14 protein-coding genes are annotated in these 21,395 nt (G+C 70.1%); 8 read left to right on the top strand and 6 right to left on the bottom strand.

The window, feature by feature from the left end; genetic code table 11:
* The first annotated feature begins 14 nt into the window (after positions 1-14).
* On the top strand, positions 15-593 hold the full coding sequence (locus AAFO60_RS07850; RefSeq protein WP_347955617.1) for a suppressor of fused domain protein: 579 nt from the start codon (positions 15-17) through the stop codon (positions 591-593).
* A gap of 21 nt (positions 594-614) precedes the next feature.
* Here the strand turns inward: AAFO60_RS07850 and AAFO60_RS07845 are convergent, their stop codons facing one another.
* On the bottom strand, positions 615-1,706 hold the full coding sequence (locus AAFO60_RS07845; protein ID WP_347955786.1) for a magnesium and cobalt transport protein CorA: 1,092 nt from the start codon (positions 1,704-1,706) through the stop codon (positions 615-617).
* A gap of 58 nt (positions 1,707-1,764) precedes the next feature.
* Here AAFO60_RS07845 and AAFO60_RS07840 point away from each other — a divergent pair, with 58 nt between their 5' ends.
* Positions 1,765-2,382, top strand: a complete 618-nt coding sequence (locus AAFO60_RS07840) for a MarC family protein (protein WP_347955616.1) — start codon at positions 1,765-1,767, stop codon at positions 2,380-2,382.
* A 40-nt stretch (positions 2,383-2,422) separates the two neighbouring features.
* Positions 2,423-3,298 (top strand): glycine betaine ABC transporter substrate-binding protein, encoded by an 876-nt coding sequence (locus tag AAFO60_RS07835; RefSeq protein ID WP_347955615.1) that lies wholly within the window; start codon positions 2,423-2,425, stop codon positions 3,296-3,298.
* Positions 3,299-3,382: 84 nt separating this feature from the next.
* On the opposite strand, the gene AAFO60_RS07830 is transcribed toward AAFO60_RS07835, so the two are convergent.
* Complete coding sequence (locus AAFO60_RS07830; RefSeq protein ID WP_347955614.1) at positions 3,383-4,213, bottom strand: SDR family NAD(P)-dependent oxidoreductase; 831 nt, start codon at positions 4,211-4,213, stop codon at positions 3,383-3,385.
* 22 nt (positions 4,214-4,235) lie between these two features.
* The gene (locus AAFO60_RS07825; RefSeq protein WP_347955613.1) at positions 4,236-5,783 is read right to left on the bottom strand and encodes a flavin-containing monooxygenase; all 1,548 of its coding nucleotides are present in this window, start codon (positions 5,781-5,783) and stop codon (positions 4,236-4,238) included.
* A gap of 78 nt (positions 5,784-5,861) precedes the next feature.
* Here AAFO60_RS07825 and AAFO60_RS07820 point away from each other — a divergent pair, with 78 nt between their 5' ends.
* Both AAFO60_RS07820 and AAFO60_RS07815 read left to right on the top strand, forming a co-directional pair.
* Positions 5,862-6,464 (top strand): TetR/AcrR family transcriptional regulator, encoded by a 603-nt coding sequence (locus AAFO60_RS07820; RefSeq protein WP_347955612.1) that lies wholly within the window; start codon positions 5,862-5,864, stop codon positions 6,462-6,464.
* Between the two features lie 196 nt (positions 6,465-6,660).
* A complete protein-coding gene (locus tag AAFO60_RS07815; protein ID WP_347955611.1) occupies positions 6,661-6,855 on the top strand; it encodes a hypothetical protein in 195 nt (64 codons plus the stop codon).
* A gap of 51 nt (positions 6,856-6,906) precedes the next feature.
* On the opposite strand, the gene AAFO60_RS07810 is transcribed toward AAFO60_RS07815, so the two are convergent.
* The 3 genes from AAFO60_RS07810 to AAFO60_RS07800 form a co-directional block, all read right to left on the bottom strand.
* A complete protein-coding gene (locus AAFO60_RS07810; protein WP_347955610.1) occupies positions 6,907-10,647 on the bottom strand; it encodes a multifunctional oxoglutarate decarboxylase/oxoglutarate dehydrogenase thiamine pyrophosphate-binding subunit/dihydrolipoyllysine-residue succinyltransferase subunit in 3,741 nt (1,246 codons plus the stop codon).
* A 236-nt stretch (positions 10,648-10,883) separates the two neighbouring features.
* The gene (locus tag AAFO60_RS07805; protein WP_347955609.1) at positions 10,884-14,729 is read right to left on the bottom strand and encodes an ABC transporter ATP-binding protein; all 3,846 of its coding nucleotides are present in this window, start codon (positions 14,727-14,729) and stop codon (positions 10,884-10,886) included.
* Positions 14,726-15,553 carry a hypothetical protein gene (locus tag AAFO60_RS07800; RefSeq protein WP_347955608.1) on the bottom strand — a complete coding sequence of 276 codons (828 nt, stop codon included), beginning with the start codon at positions 15,551-15,553 and terminating at the stop codon, positions 14,726-14,728. The genes AAFO60_RS07805 and AAFO60_RS07800 overlap by 4 nt, the downstream gene beginning before the upstream one ends.
* A gap of 385 nt (positions 15,554-15,938) precedes the next feature.
* Here AAFO60_RS07800 and AAFO60_RS07795 point away from each other — a divergent pair, with 385 nt between their 5' ends.
* The 3 genes from AAFO60_RS07795 (at position 15,939) to AAFO60_RS07785 (ending at position 21,352) form a co-directional block, all read left to right on the top strand.
* Positions 15,939-17,381: a DHA2 family efflux MFS transporter permease subunit gene (locus AAFO60_RS07795; RefSeq protein WP_347955785.1), complete on the top strand. Its 1,443-nt coding sequence runs from the start codon at positions 15,939-15,941 to the stop codon at positions 17,379-17,381.
* A gap of 81 nt (positions 17,382-17,462) precedes the next feature.
* Positions 17,463-18,758 carry a metallophosphoesterase family protein gene (locus AAFO60_RS07790; protein WP_347955607.1) on the top strand — a complete coding sequence of 432 codons (1,296 nt, stop codon included), beginning with the start codon at positions 17,463-17,465 and terminating at the stop codon, positions 18,756-18,758.
* On the top strand, positions 18,755-21,352 hold the full coding sequence (locus tag AAFO60_RS07785; RefSeq protein WP_347955606.1) for an AAA family ATPase: 2,598 nt from the start codon (positions 18,755-18,757) through the stop codon (positions 21,350-21,352). Before AAFO60_RS07790 ends, AAFO60_RS07785 begins: the two co-directional genes overlap by 4 nt.
* Positions 21,353-21,395 lie beyond the last annotated feature (43 nt).

Here is a 21,395-nt window from a genome sequence, read left to right as displayed (position 1 = left end):
GCTTGACTGGTCGGGTGAGTTCTGTCAGCGACAAGGTCGCCGCGCATGTCACCGCGGTGCTCGGCGGCGAGCCGCAGCGCGCCTCGGTGACCTTCCTGGGCGTCGAACCGATCGACGTGCTGCGGTTCGTCGACGGCGACGAGGTGACCTTCGCGACCGTCGGCTGTTCGCGCCACCCGATGCACGATCCGGCCGACCTCGCGCCCGATCCGATGCGCGGCCCGCGGGCCGAGGCGATCGTCCGGATGCGGGCCAAGGCGCCGCTGGCGGGACTGCACAAGTCGCTGGCCATGCTGGCCGCCGCACCGGCGGTCGAGGGCCTGATCCTCGGTGCGGATTCGCTCGTGGACCTGCAGGAGCCGCTGTGGGCCGGGGCGATCTGCTCGGCCTTCCTGCTGACCGCCGACGCGGTCGTCCCCGAACTGCCGCTGCCTGAGCCGGCTGACCCGGTCACCTTCCTGCGGGCGGTGCCGATCACGGCGAACGAGGCGGCCTGGGTCCGGCTCAAGGGCGCCGCCGCACTCCGGGAGGCGTGGGACGAGGCCGGCACCGATGTCACCGACCCCGTGCGCGCGGCGGTCGCGCCGCACTGACCCGGCCGGCCGCGGGGTCGGTCAGAGCCAGCGGTGCCGGTGGAACACGCGCCACAGCGTGAAGCAGACCGTCAACAGGGCCGCGAGCAGGATCGGGTAGCTGTACCGCAGGTGCAGTTCGGGCATGAAGTCGAAGTTCATGCCGTAGATTCCGGCCGCTGCGGTGGGCACGGCGGCGATCGCCGCCCACGCGGAGATCTTGCGCATGTCGGTGTTCATCTGGATGCCGACCTTGGTCGCGGCGGCGTTGAGCAGCGCGGTCAGCCGCTCGTCGTACTCGCCGACCATCTCGTTGACGGTCGTCAAATGGTCGGCGACATCGCGGAAGTGCCGCCTGATCTCCTTGGTCTGAGCGGCGAGCGGTCCCGGATCGATCGTCCCCGACCGGGTTCCGGACAGGAGCGAGAGCGGCATCGCCAGCGGGTGCACGGCCCGGCGCAGCTCCAGCACCTCGCGTTTGAACAGGTAGACCACGTCGATGTCCAGATCGCGCGACGACGCCGCGAAGATCCGTTCCTCGAGGTCGTCGACGTCGGACTCCATGGCCGTCACCACGTCGACATATGAGTCGACGACGTGGTCGGCGACCGCGTGCACCACCGCGGACGGCCCCATCCGCAGCTGCTCGGGTCGGGCCTCCAGGCGTCTGCGCACCCCGGCCAGATGGGTGTGGTCGCCGTGCCGAACGGTGATGACGAAATCATCGGCGGCGAGCACCATGATCTCGCCGGTCTCGACGACGTCGTTGGCGACCTCGTCGTCGTCGTGGTCGATGTACTTGACGGTGCGCAGCACCAGGAACAGGGTGTCGTCGTACTGCTCCAGCTTGGGTCGCTGATGCGCGTGCACGGCGTCCTCGACGATCAACGGGTGCAGGCCGAAGGCCTCGGCGACGTCGTTCATCTGACGCTCGTCGGGCTGGTGCAGCCCGAGCCAGACGAAGCCGCGACCGGAGTCGCGGACGACGGCCAGCGCCGCGCGGAAGTCGGTGGGCGTCGCCTGCCGCACCCCGTCCACGTAGACGGCGCAGTCGACGATCGCTCGCGCGACCGGCACCGGCGGCGTGGGGACCGACGGGATCCTGGGCTGCCCGTGGTTGCCGGGCTGCAGCATTCTCGGCATGGACGGCACACCTCGACTCTAGCCAGCCGAAGCGCTCTACACTCGGTCCGTGCCATTCGACGTCTCCGTGTACACCGCGACGGCGATCACCCTGATCGTGATCATGGACCCGCCCGGGCAGGTCCCGGTATTCCTGTCCCTGGTGGGTCGCCGGCCACCCGAGTACCGCCGGAAGGCGGCTCTGCAGGCGACGCTGGTGTCGTTGCTGGTGATCAGCTCGTTCGCGATCGGCGGCCGGGCGATCCTGGCCTACCTGCACATCGGCATCCCCGCGCTGCAGGGGGCGGGCGGACTCCTGCTCCTGCTGGTCGCGCTCCAGTTGCTGACCGGTACCGGCGCGGGCGCGGCGAAACCCGCCGACGACGACGTCAACGTCGCGCTCGTCCCGCTCGGCACCCCGCTGCTGGCCGGGCCGGGTGCGATCGCCGCGGTGATCGTGGCGGTGAGCCAGGGGCACGGCGACGTCGACGCCTACGTGGCCATCGCGGCCGCGATCGCCACCGCGCACATCGTCGTCGCGTTGGCGCTGTTCTATTCGTCGGCGCTGATCCGCGTGCTGAAGGTCGGCGGCATCACGCTGCTGGCCAAGATCGCCGGTCTGCTCCTCGCGGCGATCGCCGTCCAGCTGATCGCGACCTCGGTGATCGGCTTCGCGGCCACCGCCTGACCCGATCGCCGAGGTCGTGCTCGACTACCATCGGGCTGCAATGGCTACTCGACGATTCGTCCGCAGATCCGCCGCCGCAGCGGTGGCGGTCACGGTTCTGGCGCTGCTGAGCGCCTGCGGCTCCGACGCTCCGGTCCCGCTCCGGGTCGGCAGCGACGACACCTCGGCGATGCGGGTCGCCGCACAGATCTACGGTCAGGCGCTGGCGCGCACCGGATTGCCGATCGACGTCGTCGCGCGCAAGGCGGGGGAGAAGCGACTGCTCGACGATGCCGCGCAGGGTGAACTGGATCTGTTTCCGGCCTTCACCGGAGACCTGCTCACCGAGCTCACCCCCGAACGCGAGGAGGTCGGCGGCGAGGAGGTCGCGGCCGCAGTCAGCCGCGCCCTCCCGCAGGGGGTGACGATCGGCGACCCCGCAGCGGTCAGCGACCGCAGGCAGTTGGTGCTCGCTCAGTCGCTCGCCGCATCGGCGGGGGTGACCGACCTGGCCGACTGCGCGAAGCTGCCGCCGGGCCTGCCGCTGGTCACGACCGGGGAGCTCAGCAGCTCGGACCGGCAGGCCTTCGATCGCTGTCGTATCGGGCCGATCCTCGCCGACCGGACTCCCGCCCAGGTGATCGACGCGGTCCGCGACGGACGGGCGGTCGGGGCGCTGACCGGGTTGGAGTCCGCGACCGCGCTGACCGGGCACGACGACCTGTTGTCGCTGCGGTCGGCGGCGTCGGGCCCGATCGCCCAGGAACTGGTGCCGGTCTATCGGAGCGCGGTGGTCGGCAAGCCGCAGATGAAGGCGCTGAGCCGGGTGGCCGGCGAGTTGACGACCGCCGACCTCGCCGAGCTCGCGGCCCGGGTCGACGGCGGCGCTGATCCGGCGACGGTCGCCGGCGGGTGGCTCGGAACTCACGGGGCGTGATCGACGCGAGGAGGCCGCCGCGACCCGGTGTCGCGGCGGCCTCCCCGGTCTGATTTCCCGGGTCTGATGATTCCCTGGCCGGGGCTACTTGGTGCGCTTGAGCGCCCAGCCGGTGATCCGTGCGCCGATGCCCTGGTAGCCGGAGGCGACCAGGCGGACGCACAGGTCGAGGACCTTGGCGTCGGCGCCGACGAGGACGCGCGCGCGGTCGCGTTCGACGGCGCGGATGATGATGTCGGCGGCCTTCTCCGAGCTGGTGTTGGCCAGGTACTTGTCGAACAGCTCGGCGGTCTTGGCCTGGTCGTGGTCACCGGAGGTGGTCGCGTTGCGGGCGATCGCGGTCTTGATGCCGCCCGGATGCACACAGGTCACCTTCACCGGGTAGCCGGCGATGATCATCTCCTGGTTGAGCGCCTCGGTGAAGCCGCGCACGGCGAACTTCGCCGAGTTGTAGGCCGCCTGGCCCGGCTCGGCGAGCAGACCGAACAGCGACGAGGTGTTCACTACGTGGCCGTCGCCGGAGGCGATCAGATACGGCAGGAAGGCCTTGGTTCCGTTGACCACGCCCCAGTAGTCGATGTCCATGACCCGCTCGATGTCCTTGAACTCCATCGTCTCGACTTCGCCGTGGTGGGCGATGCCTGCGTTGTTGAAGACGGCGTTCACGGTGCCGAAGTGCTCGGCGACGGTGTCGGCGTAGGCCAGGACCGCTTCGCGCTCGGCGACGTTGAGCAACTGGCTGTGGACCTGCGCGCCGGTGGCGGCGACCAGGCGTTCGGTCTCGGCCAGCCCGTCGGGGTTCACGTCGGAGATGGCGATCCGGGCGCCGCGCTTGCCGAGTTTGACCGCGAGGTCGCGGCCCATGCCCGAGCCTGCGCCGGTGATGACGATGACCTTGTTGGTGAAGTCCTTCATGATTGTCTCCTGGTGGTTCGGGTCAGGCGTCGACGGCGGTCGGCGCGGTCTCGGTGATGTCGGTGTGCTCTGGCTGCGCAGCGGCCTGCCGGCTCGCCGTCAGGGTCTGATAGGCGTCCAGGTCGAACGTGCGGGTGGCCTTGCGGAAGTTGAAGGTGAACCCCGGCCACAGGACGGTGATGTCGCCGTTCTCGTCCTTGTACCAGGACGCGCAGCCGCCGGTCACCCACACGCTGTTGCGCAGGCTGTGCTGGATGCCCTTGTTGAAGCGGTCCTGCGCGTCCTTGCGGACGTCGACGCGGACGATGCCGGCGGCACGGGTCTTGCGGACGTAGTCGACCAGGTAGTTGAGCTGCGACTCGATCATGTAGACCATCGAGGTGTGGCCGAGGCCGGTGGCCGGGCCGATCAACAGCATCAGGTTCGGGAACCCGTGGACGAACGAGCCCTTGTAAGCCGACATGCCCTCGCGCCCCCAGACCTGCGCCAGGCTCTCACCGGCGGCGCCGACGATGGTCTCGAAGACCGGGGAGTCGGTGACGTGGAAGCCGGTGGCGACCACGATCACGTCGACGTCGCGCGCGGTGCCGTCGGCGGTGACGATGCCCGTCGAGGTGATGTGATCGATGCCGTCGGTCACCAGCTCGACGTTGCCCTGGTCGAGGGTCGGGTACCACTCGTTGGACTTGAGGATGCGCTTGCAGCCGACGGCGAACTTCGGGGTGACGGCCGCGCGGAGCTTCCGATCGCGGATGCCGCGGTAGATGTTGGCCCGTGAGATCAACTCGACCGGCTTGAGCGCCTTCGGCGCGTAGGTCATGCCTGCCGCGACGACCTCGTTGAACGAGTAGATGCCGCCGCGGATGGCCGCCTGCAGACCGGGCACGTGCTTGAAGGCCCAGTTCTCGGCGCCGAGGTAGGGCCGTTCGTTGCGGGGGATGATCCACGGTGCGGTGCGCTGGTAGACGTCCATGTGTCCGACGATCTTGCCGAGCTGCGGAACGATCTGGATGGCGGAGGCACCGGTGCCGATCACGGCGACCCGCTTGCCCGCGAAGTCGTAGTCGTTGTCCCAGCGCGCCGAATGGACGATCTTGCCCTCGAAGTCGCCGATGCCGGCGATGTCGGGCAGGTTGGGCTCGCACAGCGGTCCGACGCCGCCGACGAGGCTGCGCGCGGTGAGCGAGTGCTGCTGCCCGTCGCGCTCGTAGTCGATCTTCCAGCGGCCGAGGTCCTCGTCCCACTGGGCGTGGGTCACGTTGGATCCGAACAGGGTCTTGTCGCCGATGCGATGCTCGTCGGCGACGTCGTTGATGTAGCGGTGGATCTCCGGCTGATGCGAGTACGACCGCGTCCACTCGGGGTTCAGGGCGAACGAGTACGAGTACAGGTGCGAGGGCACATCGCATGCGGCGCCCGGATACACGTTGTCGCGCCAGGTGCCGCCGAAGTCGGCGCCGCGGTCGAGGAGGACGAAGTCGTCCACTCCTTCCTGGGTGAGCTTGATAGCTGCGCCGAGCCCGGAGAAGCCCGCTCCGATGATCGCGATCTCTACATCATGCGTTGTCATGGTCACTACGATAAAGCCGTGTTGACTGTGAGTCAATAGGTAATTGAATCCAAGTCAATAAGGGCTTAGGGTTGCCCTATGACCTCCCCTCGCACCCGCATGAGCCCCGAAGCGCGCCGTCGACAGCTCATCGAGCTGGGTGTCGAAATGGCCCGCGATCGGCCGCTGGAACTGGTCACGATGGAAGCGGTCGCGGAGGCGGCGGGGGTGTCGAAGGGGCTGATCTTCCACTACTTCGAGTCCAAAGCCGACTTCCACCTGTGCGTGATCTCCGAACAGGCGCAGGAGATGCTGGTGCGCACCGAGCCGCAGGAGACGATCGCCGACCCCATCGCGATGCTGCAGGCCTCGGTCACCGCCTACGTCGACTACGTGGCCGACAACGGTCGCGGCTTCGTCGGTGTGATCCGCGGCTCGGCGAGCGCCGACGAGGCGATTCGCGGCGTCGCGGATCGGACCCGCGCGGTGATGACCGAGCGCATCCTGCAGCACGCGCCGGCGATCGGCATCGAACGCTCCCCGGCGATCGAGCTGGCGGTCGCGGGGTGGATCGCCTTCGTCGAGGAGTCGTTGGTGCGCTGGCTCGACGATCCGGTCGTCACCCGCGAGCAGCTCGTGCAGATCGTCGTCGCCGCCCTGCCGCTGCTCGCCGGGGTCGTCGGCACGGTGGTCGCCGGCTGACCCGTCGGTCCGACGCGCCCTCGCCGCGATGGTCGAGACGCCCAGCGACGCTTGAGACGCTCCGGAGCATCTCGAGTGCCCTCGAGCATCTCAGATGGTCCTGAGCCACTCGGCTGTGGACAGCGCAGATGCGCTCGCGCCGAGCGTCGCGTGTACTGGGCGCATGTGGCCGAAAGACCGGTACGGGGACGACCGCGTGGATCTCGCGCCCTACCTGCTCGCGTCGGGGCGGCGGGCCTTCTGCGATTTCGGCGTCGACGACAGATTCGTCGGCGAGTTCGACGGGCTGATCAAGTATCGGCGGAAGATGCGCGCAGGTCCGGTATCGCCGAACGTCTCGACTGCCGTTGCCAGAGCGATCGCGGAACGACGAAGGCCGCCCCACCGGTGAACGGTGGGGCGGCCTCCGCGATGCTCGGATCAGGTCGAGCTCAGGCGACGATCAGCTGAACGCCTCGTCGATGATCTCCTGCTGTTCGACGGCGTGGACCTTGCTCGAGCCCGACGACGGCGCCGACATGGCGCGACGCGAGATGCGACGCAGGCCGCTGAGCAGCGCGGGCAGCATCTCCGGCAGCCACAGGCCGAGGAAGGGCCACGGTCCCTGGTTGGCGGGCTCCTCCTGCACCCACACGAAGTCCTTCGCGTTCGGGTACTGCTCCAGGGTGCGGGCCAGTCGGCGGTAGGGGACCGGGTACAGCTGCTCGACGCGGACGAGCGCGATGTCGTCGCGGCCGTCCTTCTCCTTGCGCGCGGCGAGCTCGTAGTAGAGCTTGCCGCTGACCAGGAGCACCCGCTGCACCTTGCTGCGATCGGCGCCCGCGGCGAACTGCGGGTCGTCGATCACCGACAGGAACTTGCCCTCGGTGAACTCCTCGACCGGCGAGACCGCGGCCTTGTTGCGCAGCATCGACTTCGGGGTGAAGACCACCAGCGGGCGGCTGATGCCGTCGTGGACGTGACGGCGCAGCAGATGGAAGTAGCTCGCCGGCGTCGACGGCAGCGCGACGGTCATCGAGCCCTCGGCGCACAGCTGCAGGAACCGCTCGATGCGGCCCGAGGTGTGGTCGGGGCCCTGGCCCTCGTGGCCGTGCGGCAGCAGCAGCACGACGTCGCTGCGCTGGCCCCACTTGGCCTCGCCCGAGCTGATGAACTCGTCGATGATCGACTGGGCGCCGTTGACGAAGTCGCCGAACTGGGCCTCCCACATCACCAGCGCGTGGGGGTTCGCGACGGCGTAGCCGTACTCGAAGCCCAGCACGCCGTACTCGCTCAGCGGCGAGTCGTACACCAGGAAGCGGCCCGGTGCGTCGGGCAGGTGGTTCAGCGGCGTGTACTCCGAGCCGTTCTCCCGGTCGATGAGTACCGAGTGGCGCTGCGTGAACGTGCCGCGGCGCGAGTCCTGGCCCGACAGCCGGACCGTGCGGCCCTCCTGCACCAGGGTGCCGAAGGCCAGCAGTTCCGCGAAGGCCCAGTCCACGTCGCCCTTGATCGGCATCTCGTGGCGACGCTTGATCACCGGCTTGACGCGCGGGTGCGGGGTGAAGCCCTCCGGCAGCAGACCGAAGGCGTCGCCGATCTGAGCGAGCTTCTCCTGCGCGACGGCGGTCACCAGCTTGGTGCGCAGGGTCTGATCGCCCTCCACCGACGGGGATGCCTCGGGGGTGTAGCGCTCGAGCTCCTTGACCTCGACGAACACCCGCTCCAGCTGACCCTGGTAGTCGCGCAGGGCGTCCTCGGCCTCCTTGGTCGAGATGTCGCCGCGGCCGATCAGGGCTTCGGTGTAGCTCTTGCGGACGCTGCGCAGGTTGTCGATCACGTCGTACATCGCCGGCTGGGTCATCGACGGGTCGTCGCCCTCGTTGTGACCGCGGCGGCGGTAGCAGACCAGGTCGATGACCACGTCGCGGTTGAACGCCTCGCGGTAGTCGACGGCGAGCTTGGCGGCCCACACGCAGGCCTCCGGGTCGTCGCCGTTCACGTGGAAGATCGGTGCGCCGATCATCTTGGCGATGTCGGTGCAGTACTGCGTCGAGCGCGAGTACTCCGGCGCCGTGGTGAAGCCGACCTGGTTGTTGACGACGATGTGCACGGTGCCGCCGGTGCGGTAACCGTTGAGCATCGACATGTTGAGCACCTCGGCCACCACGCCCTGGCCGGCGAAGGCGGCGTCGCCGTGCAGCATCAGCGGCAGCACCGCGAACGGGTGCTCCTCGCTCATGTTGTCCTGCTTGGCGCGGACGATGCCCTCCAGAACCGGGTCGACGGCCTCGAGGTGGCTGGGGTTGGCGGTCAGCGAGACGGTGATCTCGTTGTCGCCGAACATCTGGTAGTACTTGCCTTCGGCGCCCAGGTGGTACTTGACGTCGCCGGAGCCGTGCGCCTCGGCCGGGCCGAGGTTGCCCTCGAACTCGGTGAAGATCTTCGAGTACGGCTTGCCGACGATGTTGGCGAGCACGTTGAGCCGACCGCGGTGCGGCATGCCGATGACGACCTCGTCCAGGCCGTGCTCGGCGCTCTGATCCAGGACCGCGTCCATCATCGGGATGACCGACTCGGCGCCCTCGAGCGAGAACCGCTTCTGGCCGACGTACTTGGTCTGCAGGAAGGTCTCGAAGGCCTCGGCGGCGTTGAGCTTGCTCAGGATGTACTTCTGCTCGGCCACCGGCGGCTTCGCGTGCTTGATCTCGACGCGATCCTGCAGCCAGCGCTGCTGCTCGGGGTCGAGGATGTGCGTGTACTCGACGCCGATGTGGCGGCAGTAGGCGTCCCGCAGGATCGACAGCACGTCGCGCAGCTTCATGTCGCGCTGGCCGTGGAAGCCGCCGACCTTGAACGAGCGATCCAGGTCCCACAGGGTGAGGCCGTAGGTCAGCACATCCAGATCGGGATGCGAGACGCGGGCGGCCGAGTCCATCATCAGCGGATCGGTGTCGGCCATCAGGTGGCCGCGGCTGCGGTAGGCGGCGATGATCTCCAGGACGCGGGTGTTCTTGTCGACCAGGCCGGCCGGGATGTCGCGACGCCAGCGGACCGGCTCGTACGGGATCTGCAGCGAGGTGAACAACTCGTCCCAGAAGTCGTCGTCGAGCAGCAGGTGATGCACCTTGCGCAGGAAGTCGCCCGACTCGGCGCCCTGAATGATCCGGTGGTCGTAGGTGGAGGTCAGCGTCATGAGCTTGCCGACGCCCATCTCGGCGATCTGCTCGTCGCTGGCGCCCTGGAACTCGGCCGGGTACTCCATGGCTCCCGCACCGATGATCGCGCCCTGCGACTTCATCAGTCGCGGCACCGAGTGGACGGTGCCGATGGTGCCCGGGTTGGTCAGCGAGATCGTCACGCCGGCGAAGTCCTCGGCGCCGAGCTTGCCCTCGCGGGCGCGGCGGACGATGTCCTCGTATGCGGCGACGAACTCGGAGAAGTTCATCGTCTCGCAGCCCTTGATCGCGGCGACGACGAGCGTGCGACTGCCGTTCTTGCCCGGCAGGTCGATGGCCAGGCCGAGGTTGGTGTGCGCGGGCGTCACCACGTTCGGCTTGCCGTCGATCTCGGCGAAGTGGCGGTTCATGTTCGGGAACGACTTGATCGCCTGAACGATCGCGTACCCGAGGATGTGGGTGAAGCTGGTCTTGCCACCGCGGGTGCGTGCCAGGTGGTTGTTGATGACGATGCGGTTGTCGATCATCAGCTTGGCGGGGACCGCGCGGACGCTGGTCGCGGTCGGCACCTCGAGGGAGGCCGACATGTTGCGGACGATCGCCGCCGACGGTCCACGCAGGAGCTGGTTGGTGTCGGTGCCTGCGTCGGCGGCCGGCTTGGCGGCCGAGGCGGTCATGCTGGTGCCCGAGGCGGCCTTCGTCGCTGCGGCCTCACGCGCCGGAGCGGGGGCGCGCGTCGGCGCGGGAGCGGCCTTCGTCGGCTCGGTGTCGAGCGTCACCGGCTGCTTCGGCGCCACCCGGGCGGCGGGCGCTGCGGGTGCGGCGGGCGCGGGTGCGGCTGCCGGCGTGGTCGGGGCCGATCCGTTGCGGTCGGCAGTGGGGGCAGTCGAACCGGGACGGTAGTTCTTGAGAAGCTCGTGCCAGCTCGGATCGACTGATTCGGGGTTGGTCTGGAATCGCTGGTACATCTCCTCCACCAGCCATTCGTTCTGTCCGAAGTCTGATTCGGAAATCGAACTGCTCACAGCGCTGTCTCGCCTCAATTCACCCAGGTGTACTTCGATCGCGTGGCGGGCGGGCAGTCTGGTCTTGTGGACCGGGCCGGCCTGCCATCAATCGATGGTACGCGGACGGCTCGCGGGTCGGGCCAGGTGTGCCACACCGACCTGCCAGGCGTGCGATTAGTGGTCAATCTCACGCGATCAGTGGGTCCGACCGTGCCCGAAATGACGGACTTGCGTGGCCGTTCTGAAGTGACTGATCAGTAGCTCGGCGCGGTCGGCACGCGATCGAGATCGCTCGCGCTTCGTGGCTCGTCGGCCGAACGCTCGTCGGGCGACACCCCGGCCGCCCACAGTCGGCGGTAGGCGCCGTCGCCGGCGAGCAGGGCCGAGTGCGAGCCGACCTCCACGACGCGCCCGGCGTCGATCACCGCGATCCGGTCGGCACGGGCCGCGGTCGCGAGCCGGTGGGCGACGATCACGGTGGTCCGGCGTTGCGCCAGGGCCTCGCCCGCCACCAGCACCTGTGCCTCGGTCTCCTGGTCGAGGGTGGCGGTGGCCTCGTCGAGCAGGATCAGATCGGGCTCCACCAGCTCGGCGCGGGCCAGGGCGATCAGCTGACGCTGTCCGGACGAGAGCCCGCGCCCCCGTTCGGCGATCGGGAACTCCATGCCGCCGGGGAGGGCGGCGATCATCGCCGCCGCACCGACCCGGCGCGCGGCGGCGGCGATCTGCGCGCGGGACGCGTCGGGGCGACCGTAGGCGATGTTGTCCGCGACAGTGCCCGCGAACAGGTGCGCCTCCTGCGGCACCACGCCCAGCCGACTGCGATACCGATGAAGGTCGAGCCGGCGCAGATCGGTGCCGTCCATGCGGACCGCGCCGGCCGTCGGATCGTAGAAGCGTGCGAGGAGCTTGACGATCGTCGACTTGCCCGCCCCGGTGGTGCCGACCAGGGCGAGCGAGGTGCCCGGGGCCAGGTGCAGATCGACGGCGGTGAGAGCGTCACGATCGGCGCCTGCGTAGCGGAAGTCGACGCCGTCCAGTCGCACATCGCCCTCGAACCGCGCCGACCGGTCGTCGGCCGATCCACCGACCGCGTCGGCCTGCGGCGCGTCGACCAGCGAGCTCGGGGTCGCCAGCAGGTCACGGATCCGTCGCAGGCCGACGGCCGCCTGCTGGTAGGCGTCGAACACCGAGGTCAGCTGTTGCACCGGCCCGAACAGCATCGCCAGGTACAGGACGAAGGCGATCAACGTTCCGGGGGAGAGCGTGCCGGCGATCACCTGCTGTGCGCCGACCCCGAGGACCACCGCGGTGGCCGCCTCGGAGCAGAACGTGATGAACGGGAAGTAGATCGAGACGGCCCGCTGGGAGTCCATTCGCGCCGCCACCCACGCGTCGCTGCGCCGACCGAACTCGGCCTGCGCGGTCGGGATGTGCCGGTACACGCGAGTGGTCGCGAGGCCGGCGATGTTCTCCTGGAAGTCGGCGTTGACCGCCGAGACCAGTTCGCGGGTGCGGGTGTACGCCCGCGACGAGAATCGCCGGAAGACGATCGTCGCGCCGAGGAGGATCGGGAACACCGGGGCGATGACCAGACCCAGCTCCCAATCGGTCGCCAGCAGCGCCGCCGACACCCCGAACAGGGTGAGCACCGCGATGGCCGCCGACGACAGCCCGTTCTGCACGAAGCCCGACAGGGCGTCGACATCGGTGGTCATCCGGGTCATGATCCGGCCCGACAACTCCCGTTCGTAATAGTCCAGGCCCAGCCGCTGCAGATGCGCGTAGCTGCGGATGCGCAGGGCGTACAGGACGCGCTCACCCGCGCGCGCCGCGGCGACCACGTTCACCGCACCGGCCGCCCAGGCCGCGCCCACCAGGCCGACGCCGGCGGCCGTCGCCAGCGCGATCACCGCCGCATCGGCGTGGGCGCCCGCGTCGAGCACCGTCCGGGCCAGCGTCGGGAACGCCAGCCCGATGAGCGTGTCGGCGGCGATCGTGGCCACCACGACCGCCAGCAGCCAGCGCACCGGCCACAGGATCTGCCGAAGGCTGAACGTGGTGCGTTCGGCGCGTGCGGCCCGCACGTCGGTCTGCGGTCCCTCGGTCGCCGGGGGCAGGGCGTCGACCGCAGCGCGGATCTCGTCGGTGGCGGGCATCGCCCCGAGTGCGCTGCCGCGGCCCCGGCCGCCCGGGCCGACCGGAACGGAGGCGGCGACCCTCGGTCCGGCGACCTTCGGTGCGGGTGCCGCGGCGCCGCCCGGCCAGAGGTCGGCGACGTCGATCCGCTGCTGCTGCGCGACCGCCGATCGCGCCGCGGCCCGCTGCTCGGCGGTGTCGGTCGGCGACATCAGCCGCCGGAAGCGATCCGAGCGCGCCGACAGTTCGGCGACCGTGCCGGTGTCGGTGACGGCTCCGCCCTCCAGAACGGCGACCCGGTCGGCGATCGAGAGCGTGGACTGCCGGTGCGCCAGGACGAGCATGGTCGTCCCCAGGGAGCGCAGATGAGCGAAGATCCGCGCCTCGGTCGCGGCGTCGACGGCGGAGGTGGCGTCGTCGAGGACCAGGACCGGGGTGCGCTGATACAGGGCGCGCGCGAGCGCGACTCGCTGCCGTTGCCCGCCCGAGAGGGTCAGTCCTCGTTCGCCGACCTCGGTGTCATAGCCGTCGGGCAGGTCCTCGGCGAAGTCGGCCGCCGCGGCCCGGGCGGCCGCCACCATCGCCGGGTCCGGGTGCGGTGAGTCGGCGGCGGCGAGGGCGATGTTGTCGGCGATGGTCGCCGAGTAGAGGAAGGGCTCGTCGAAGGCGATCGCGACGGATCGGTACAGCTCGTCGGGGGCGAGGTCGGTGACGTCGACGGCGACGCCGTCGGCTCCCACCAGCGCGACGTGCCCGGCGTCGGGACGGTACGCGCCGGTGAGCAGTTCGGCCAGCGTCGACTTGCCCGAACCCGGTCCGCCGACCACGGCGACGCACTCGCCGGGCCGGACCTCCAGGTCGAGGTCGCGCAGCACCGGACGGTCGTCGAAGGCGACCGCGACGTCGGTGAAGCGCAGCCCCAGGGGACCGCTCGGGGCGGTCTCGGTCCGGGCGAACGCCGCGTCGTGCGGATGGTCGATGACGTCGTAGACGCGGGTCACCGCGGAGGCGGCCAGCTGGGCGTTGACGATCAGATTCGTCAGCACCCGCGCGAGCCCGGTCATGGTGGCCAGATACGTGGAGAAGGCGAGGAAGGTTCCCGCGGTGATGTCGCCGAGGTACACCAGATACCCGCCGAGACCGATGACCGCGACCATGCCCAGTTGCGGGATCGCCGACATGGTCGGCGTGAAGCGCGCGCTGAGGTGCGCGGCGCGGAGCTTGAACCGGTACAGCCGCTCACCCAGGTCGGCCAGTTCGTCGGTGGCCCGGTGCTCCTGGCCGAAGCCCTTCACGACGCGGACGCCCGTGACCGTCTCCTCGACATGGCCGGCGACGTCGGCGGCGGCCTGCTGCGCCGCCCACGTCGCCGCGAAGAGACGCTTGCGACTGCGGTACACGATGGCGGCGACCAGTGGGACCACCGCGACCGCGACCAGGGTCAGCAGTGGCGAGAGCCAGGCCATCACTCCCAGCGACAGCACCACCTGCACCGCGCCGCCGAGCGAGAGTGGGGCCATCGCCAGCAGCGATTGGACGACCTGGAGATCGGAGATCGACCTCGACACCACCTGCCCGGTGCGAATGGAGTCGCGGGAGGGGCCGTCGACGTGATGAAGGGTGTCCAGCAGTTTGCGCCGCAAATCGTCCTGGACGGTGATCGACATCCGACCGGCGGTCATCCGGCGGCCGAACTGGCAGCCGTACCGGAGGACGGCGCCGACCAGCAGGGCGCCGATCAGGACCGGCAACCCGAAGGCGACGGCCGCCTGACCGGTTGCGGAGTCGATGGCGGCCTTCGTCACCAGCGGGGCCACCAGATCGACGGCGACGGCACCGAGGGTGACCGCGATCATCGCGATCGCCAGGCGCCGCCGACGCAGGCATTCGCCGACGAGCCTGCGGATCCATCCGGTGCCTGCGCTGTCGGGGTGGTCGACGACGTCGGCCCGCTCGGTCAACCCGCCTCGATGACGCGGGGAGCCCGGACGACCTCGCCGTCGATGTCCCAGAAGTGCGGGGGCGGGCCGAAGGCGCCGCGGGCGTTGCGGATCACCCGAGTGCCCAGAGCCCGGTTGCCGACTCCGCCGATCACCGCGCCGATACCGCCCGGCACCAGTTTGCCCATCACCACCGGCGCCTTGCCGAGGGCGAACTTCCGGACGAACCTGTTGCCGAGCGTCCGGTTGACGGTGGCGAGGTTGACGCCGGGAAGTCCGGGGACACCGAGCCTGGCGATGGCATCGGTGCCCTTGGCGCCGACGGCCTTGCCGACCAGCGCCGTCCCCTCCTCGCCGAGCGCGACCGCCAGGACCAGCGTCTTGCGGCGTTCCTGGTCGGTCGGCGCGATCCCGTGGACCTCGGCGATCGCCAGTGCGAGCAGCGCCGAGGCCTCGACGAAGGCGACGGTCTCGGCGGTGAGCGCGCTGAGCGCGGTCACGGTGCCGACACCGGGGATCGCCGCGGCGGCACCGACCGCGCCGCCGGACGCGGTCACCGTCGTCAGGTACTGCTTCTCCAGTCGCCGGATGATCTGTTCCGGGCCCTCATCCGGGTACTTGCCGCGCAGGCGTCGCACGTACTTGGCGACGGCGGGCTGCTGAAGACGTTGGGCCCGGTCGATGAGCGTGCTGAGGACGAGCAGCGTTCCGCGCCCCGCGCCGGCGTCCGCGGTGGCATCGGGACTCGAGGCAGACGGGACTGCAGCAGACGGGACTGCAGCAGACGGGACTGGGGCAGACGGGAATGGGGCCTCCGGTCGCGGCGCGGCCTTCGATCTGCGCATGGCGGTTCTCCCTCCTGTCGCGTCGCCGTCGCGACGCGAGGTGCGGTGTCGGGCGATGCTTCCACCTTAGGTGCGGGCACCGACATGGCGCCGCGCCGACGGTGGGCGTCGGTGGTCCGGTGTCCGCGCACGCGGACCGCCTTCGTACAAGTTTCTCGGGCAGCGGGATTATTCCGCGACCGCCGGTTGCTGTATCACCCAACACAGCAACACCCACCGCAGCGACCGTGTCCGGGCCTCGCGTCAGCGAAAACCGGTCGCCGCGGCCGCGGCGGCCGGTGTTACTGTCGCTGGCATTCAAGAATCAGGAAAGGGGACTCGGGTGACCTCGACTCCGCAGAGCGGTACCTTTCGATCGGTCACCGACCGCCCCTGGGCGGCCCTGATGGCCCTGTGCGTCGGCTTCTTCATGATCCTCGTCGACATGTCGATCGTCGCCGTGGCACAGCCGCAGATCATGTCGGCGCTGAACGCGGACGTGAACGGGATCGTCTGGGTCACCAGCGCGTACCTGCTCACCTACGCCGTTCCGCTCCTGATCGCCGGCCGGCTGGGCGACAAGATCGGACCCAAGACCGTCTATCAGGCCGGGCTGCTGGTCTTCACCGCGGCGAGCGTCTGGTGCGGCCTCTCCGGCAGCATCGGCGAGCTCATCGCCGCACGCGCCGTCCAGGGCCTGGGTGCGGCGATGATCACCCCGCAGACTATGGCGCTGATCACCAGGATCTTCCCGCCGGAGCGGCGCGGTGCCGCGATGGGCGTGTGGGGGACCGTCGCCGGCGTCGCGACGCTGGTCGGCCCGCTCCTCGGCGGCGTCCTGACCGACTCGTTCGGCTGGGAGTGGATCTTCTTCGTCAACCTGCCGGTGGGCCTGGCCGGACTCGCCCTGGCGGCGATGTTCGTCCCGGACGTCGAGACACACGACCACAAGTTCGACTGGGTGGGCGTCGCGCTGTCGGCCGTCGGCCTGTTCGCCCTGGTCTTCGGGATTCAAGAGGGGCAGTCGTACGACTGGGCCGGCTGGATCTGGGCGCTGATCGGCGCGGGCGCCGCCGTGATGATCGCGTTCATCGTCTGGGAGGGCAAGGGCCGGGTGGAGCCGCTGGTCCCGCTCAGCCTGTTCCGCGACCGCAACTTCAGCGTGTCCAACGTCGGCATCGCGACCATGGGTTTCGCCGTCTCCGGTTCGATGATCCCGATCATGTTCTTCCTGCAGCTCGTCGGAGGGATGTCGCCGTTGCGGTCGGCACTGGTGATGGTGCCGATGGCGGTGCTCACCGGAGTCCTCGCACCCATCGTGGGGCGGATCCTCGATCGAGTGCACCCGCGCAATGTGGTCTCGCTCGGTCTGTTCGGCTACGCGGTCGCCTCGTTCTGGGCGGGTGCGATCTTCCGGCCGGAGACTCCCGTCTGGCAACTGCTCGCTCCGACACTGCTGATGGGCGTCGCCAGCGCCGCGGTGTGGGCGCCGCTGGCGGCGACCGCCACCCGTGATCTGCCCTGGCATCAGGCCGGCGCGGGCGCCGGCGTCTACAACACGACCCGGGTCATCGGGTCGGTGATCGGCGCCGCGGGGATCGGTGCGCTGATGATGTCTCGCCTGGCCGCAGAACTGCCCGGTGTCGACACGCAGAGTCATACCGGCACGGTGACGCAGCTGCCGGCACCGCTGCGGGAGGGATTCGCCCGGGCGATGGGCGACTCGATCTATCTCGGCGCGGCGATGTTGCTGGTGGGCGCGGGGGCGACGCTGCTTCTGGTGCGAACCGGCGGGTCGCGGACCGATCCGGTGGCACGCGCGGGACGGCGGACGCCGGAAATGTCGTAGGCCCCTCGTACCATCGTCTCCGAACGGGTGGAGGAGTGCTTCCGCCCGTGCCAACGACCGGAGACGACAGGAGGAGGCGGCGTGACGCGACCGGCCTACGACGATTCGGCGCTCGACAGCAATGCATGTGTGACCGAACCGCTCTTCGAACTGGAACCGCTCGCACTGTTCGCCGCCGCTCCGGCCGCGGGCGATGACGGCGTCGACTTCAGGAGCGATGCCGCCGCGGCACGTCGTGTCACCTTCCTGCACACGGCCGACTGGCAGTTGGGGATGACGCGTCACTTCCTCGCCGGCGAAGCTCAGCACACCTACAACGCGGCGCGCGAGGACGCGGTGGCCCGCATCGGCACGCTGGCGCGTGAGACCGGCGCCGAGTTCGTCGTCGTCTGCGGCGACGTCTTTGACGATCCGCGGGTCTCGACGAGGATCATCCGGCGCACCCTCGACGCCCTGGGCGACTACCCGGTGCCGGTCTACCTGCTGCCCGGCAATCACGACCCGCTCGATGCGACGAGCGTGTACCGATCGCGTGACTTCACGGCGGCGTGCCCCGACAATGTCGTGGTCCTGGACACGGCGGGGGTGGTCCGCGTTCGTGACGGCGTCAGCCTGGTCGCGGCGCCGTGGACCACCAAGCGGCCGCTCGCCGACCTCGTCAACGAGCAGGTCGCCGGCCTGGCCGCGTCCGAGGACATCCGGATCGTGGTCGGGCACGGGGGTGTCGACTCGCTGAGCCCCAACGACGACCCCGCCATGATCGGCGGCGCCACCCTCGATGTCGCCGTCGCGGCGGGATTGGTCGACTACGTTGCACTCGGTGATCGCCATTCGCTGACTTCGGTGGGCGACACCGGGCGCATCTGGTACTCGGGAGCGCCGGAGGTCACGGACTTCGACCACGTCGAGTCGGCCCCCGGCCACGTCCTCGAAGTCACCCTCGCTCGCGGGGCCGCGCCGACCGTCGACGTCGTGCCGCATCGCATCGGGCAGTGGGCCTTCCACACGGTGCGCGAGGACATGAACGGAGCCGACGACATCGCCCGGCTCCGCACGCGCCTCTCGGCGATCAACGACAAGGCCCGAACGGTGGTGAAGCTGGCGCTGACCGGGACCGTCAGCGTCGCCGACGAGGTGACTTTGAGCGACCTCCTCGATCAGTTCGGCGACCGCTTCGCCGCGCTGAGGATCTGGGAACGACACCACGATCTGGCCGTCGTCTCCGACCCGTCCGATGTCAGCGGCCTCGACCTGCAGGGGTATGCGGCGATTGCGGCGGCCGAGCTGGCCGAACGGGCCGGTGGCGAAGGAGACGATGCCGAGGCCGCCCGCGCGGCGCTGGGACTGCTGTACCGACTGGCGGGAGGACACCGATGAGACTGCACCGACTCCGGGTCGAGAACTTCCGCGGGGTCGCCTCCCGCGAGATCGAGTTCGCCGAGGCGGGCGTCACCGTCATCGAGGGCGACAACGAAGCAGGGAAGTCGTCGATGATGGAGGCCTTCGACCTCCTCCTGACCGCCCAGTCCAGCAGCAAGGCGAGGAGTGTGCGGGCGGTGCAGCCCGCCGGGCGCGATGTCGGCACCGAGGTGTGGGCCGACATCTCTTGCGGCCCTTGGCGATTCGAATACTTCAAGCGCTTCAACAGGCAGCCGGAGACCACGCTGACGATCGTCGAACCGCTCCGCGAGCAGTTCGCCGGGCGAGAGGCGCACGAGCGGGTCGATCAGATCCTCGCCGAGTCTCTGGATCGCTCCCTGTTCGAAGCCCTGCGGCTGCTGCAGTCCGCCGACCCGGCTCTGGGTGATCTGGCGAACAGTTCGGCGCTGTCGCAGGCGCTCGATCGCGCGGCGGGGCAGGCCGAGGCCGGTGGCGGGGAGTCGCCGCAGACGCTCGCACTGGTGGCCGCGGTGACCGCCGAGTACAAGAAGTACTTCACGCTCGCGCAGGGTCGCCCGACCGGGGAACTGGCTCAGGCGGTCGCGACGGCCGACGACGCCGCCGCGAAGGTCGCGCAGCGACAGGCCTTCCTCGCCACGGCCCAGGATGCCGCCGACCGGTTGCCTCGCGTCGTCGAGCGGGTTCGGCAGCTGGTCGCCGACGAGCAGACCGGGAATGTCGAATTCGCTCAGGCGGCGGCGGCACTCGCCGAGGCCGAAGCGGTGGGGGAGCAGGAGGCCGCGGCCTGCGCGACGGCCCAGGCCAAGCAGCTGGCGCATCAGGTGGCGGCCGAGGCGTGCGACAGTCGGGTCGCACTCCGGGAGCGGCTCGCGAAACTGCGCGCGACCGTCGACGAGAACACGGCCGCCGCCGAGCAGGCCACTGCGCTGGCCGACGCCGCCGACGCCCAGGCCGCCGAGGTCGCCGACGAGGTGGCGGCCGCGGCCGCAAGCCTTGCCGCGGTGCGCCGGCAGCTCAGCGTCGCGGAGACTGCGGCCGTCGTCGCGGCCGACCGCGCTCGGCTCGTCAGGCTCGAGAGCGCGCTCGACGAGGTCGCCCGCCTGGGCGCCGAACTCGACGCGGTGCGGAAGGAAGTCGAGGCGATCACCGTCACGCCCGACGACGTCGCCCTCGCCGCCCGGCTCGACCGCGACATCACGGCCGCGACCGCCCGCCTCGAGGCGGTGGCCGGCACCGTCGCGGTGACGCGACTGGGCGATACGGCTGTGCTCGTGGACGGCGAGGAGTTGGCCGACGGGATCGAGTTGACGACCGCCACGAACACTGTGATCGACGTGCCGGGAACGGTGCGCGTGGAGATCAGGCCTGGCGCCGACTCGGCCGCGATGGCGGCCGAACTGGACTCGTTGCGGGCCCGCGAGGCCGAGCTCTTGCGCCGCTGCGGAGTCGCGGCCGTCACCGACGTGGCGGCGGTCGCCGGGCGCCGAGCCGAGGCACAGCGGCGTACCGCAGAACTCGAACGGGGGATCGCTCGGGAGCTGGCCGGCTCGCGCCCGGAGGATCTCGATCGGCAGCGACTCGACATCCTCGCGCGACTTCCCGAGACCGAATCGGCCGCCGAGACCGGTGACCCGGTGCAACTGCGTGCCGACGAGCGGACCCTCGCCGAGGCGGTGAGCGCCGCCGAGCGCCGCCGCGACGCTCTGGCGGCCGACGCCGGCCGCGCTCGTGTTCGCGCACAGACGCTCACGGAGTCCGGCGCCAGGCTCGCCGAGGAGACCTCCGCCGTCGACGCCGAACTGGCGCGAGCCGTCGCGGAGGCCTCCGATGACGCCCTCGCCGACCGGTCAGCCGCGGCGGCCGGCGAACTGGAGGCGGCCACGGCCGCACTGACGGCGGTGCGCCGACGCCTCCACGAGCTCGATCTGGCGGGTCTGCGCACCAGGGTCGCCGACGTCGACGCGGCCCAGGGGCGGCTGCGGAAGCAGTTGTCGGACGCTAGGAGGCTGCAGGCCGAGCTGTCGACGATGCTGGACATCTGCCGCAGCGACGGTCGCCTCGACGAACTGTCGGAAGCCGAGGCCGACGACGAAGCGGCCCAGGCTCAACTGAAGCGGGTCTCGCGGCGGGCGGCGGGCGCCCGGGCGCTGTACGAGACGCTGCAGCGCCAACGGAACGAGAGCCGAGCTCGCTACGTCGATCCGTTCACGCGGCGCCTCGAGGAACTCGCGGCGCCGGTCTTCGGCGACGGCGTCACCTTCCACATCGACGACGACTTCGTGATCACCACCCGCACGCTCGACGGCGTGACCGTCGACGTGGACGCGCTCTCCGGCGGAGCGAAAGAGCAACTGGGGCTGCTGGCGCGGCTGGCGTGCGCCACTCTCGTGGACACCGCCGACGGGGTGCCGTTGATCCTGGACGATGCGCTCGGCTACACCGACCCGACGCGGCTGTCGGCCATGGCTCAGGTTCTCGGAACCTCCGGCGGCGACGCCCAGATCATCGTCCTGACCTGCACACCCGACCGGTATCGAGAAGTGGCCGTTGCCAAGTTGATCGGCGTCTGAGGGCATAAGTCGACCCCCGTGTTGGGATCTGACGGCGGGGTGC

It is taken from the genome of Gordonia aichiensis (assembly GCF_039946255.1).
Classification (GTDB): domain Bacteria; phylum Actinomycetota; class Actinomycetes; order Mycobacteriales; family Mycobacteriaceae; genus Gordonia; species Gordonia aichiensis_A.
The sequence above is the reverse complement of the archived record's forward strand: the minus strand, read 5'-3'. Positions and strand labels throughout refer to the sequence as shown.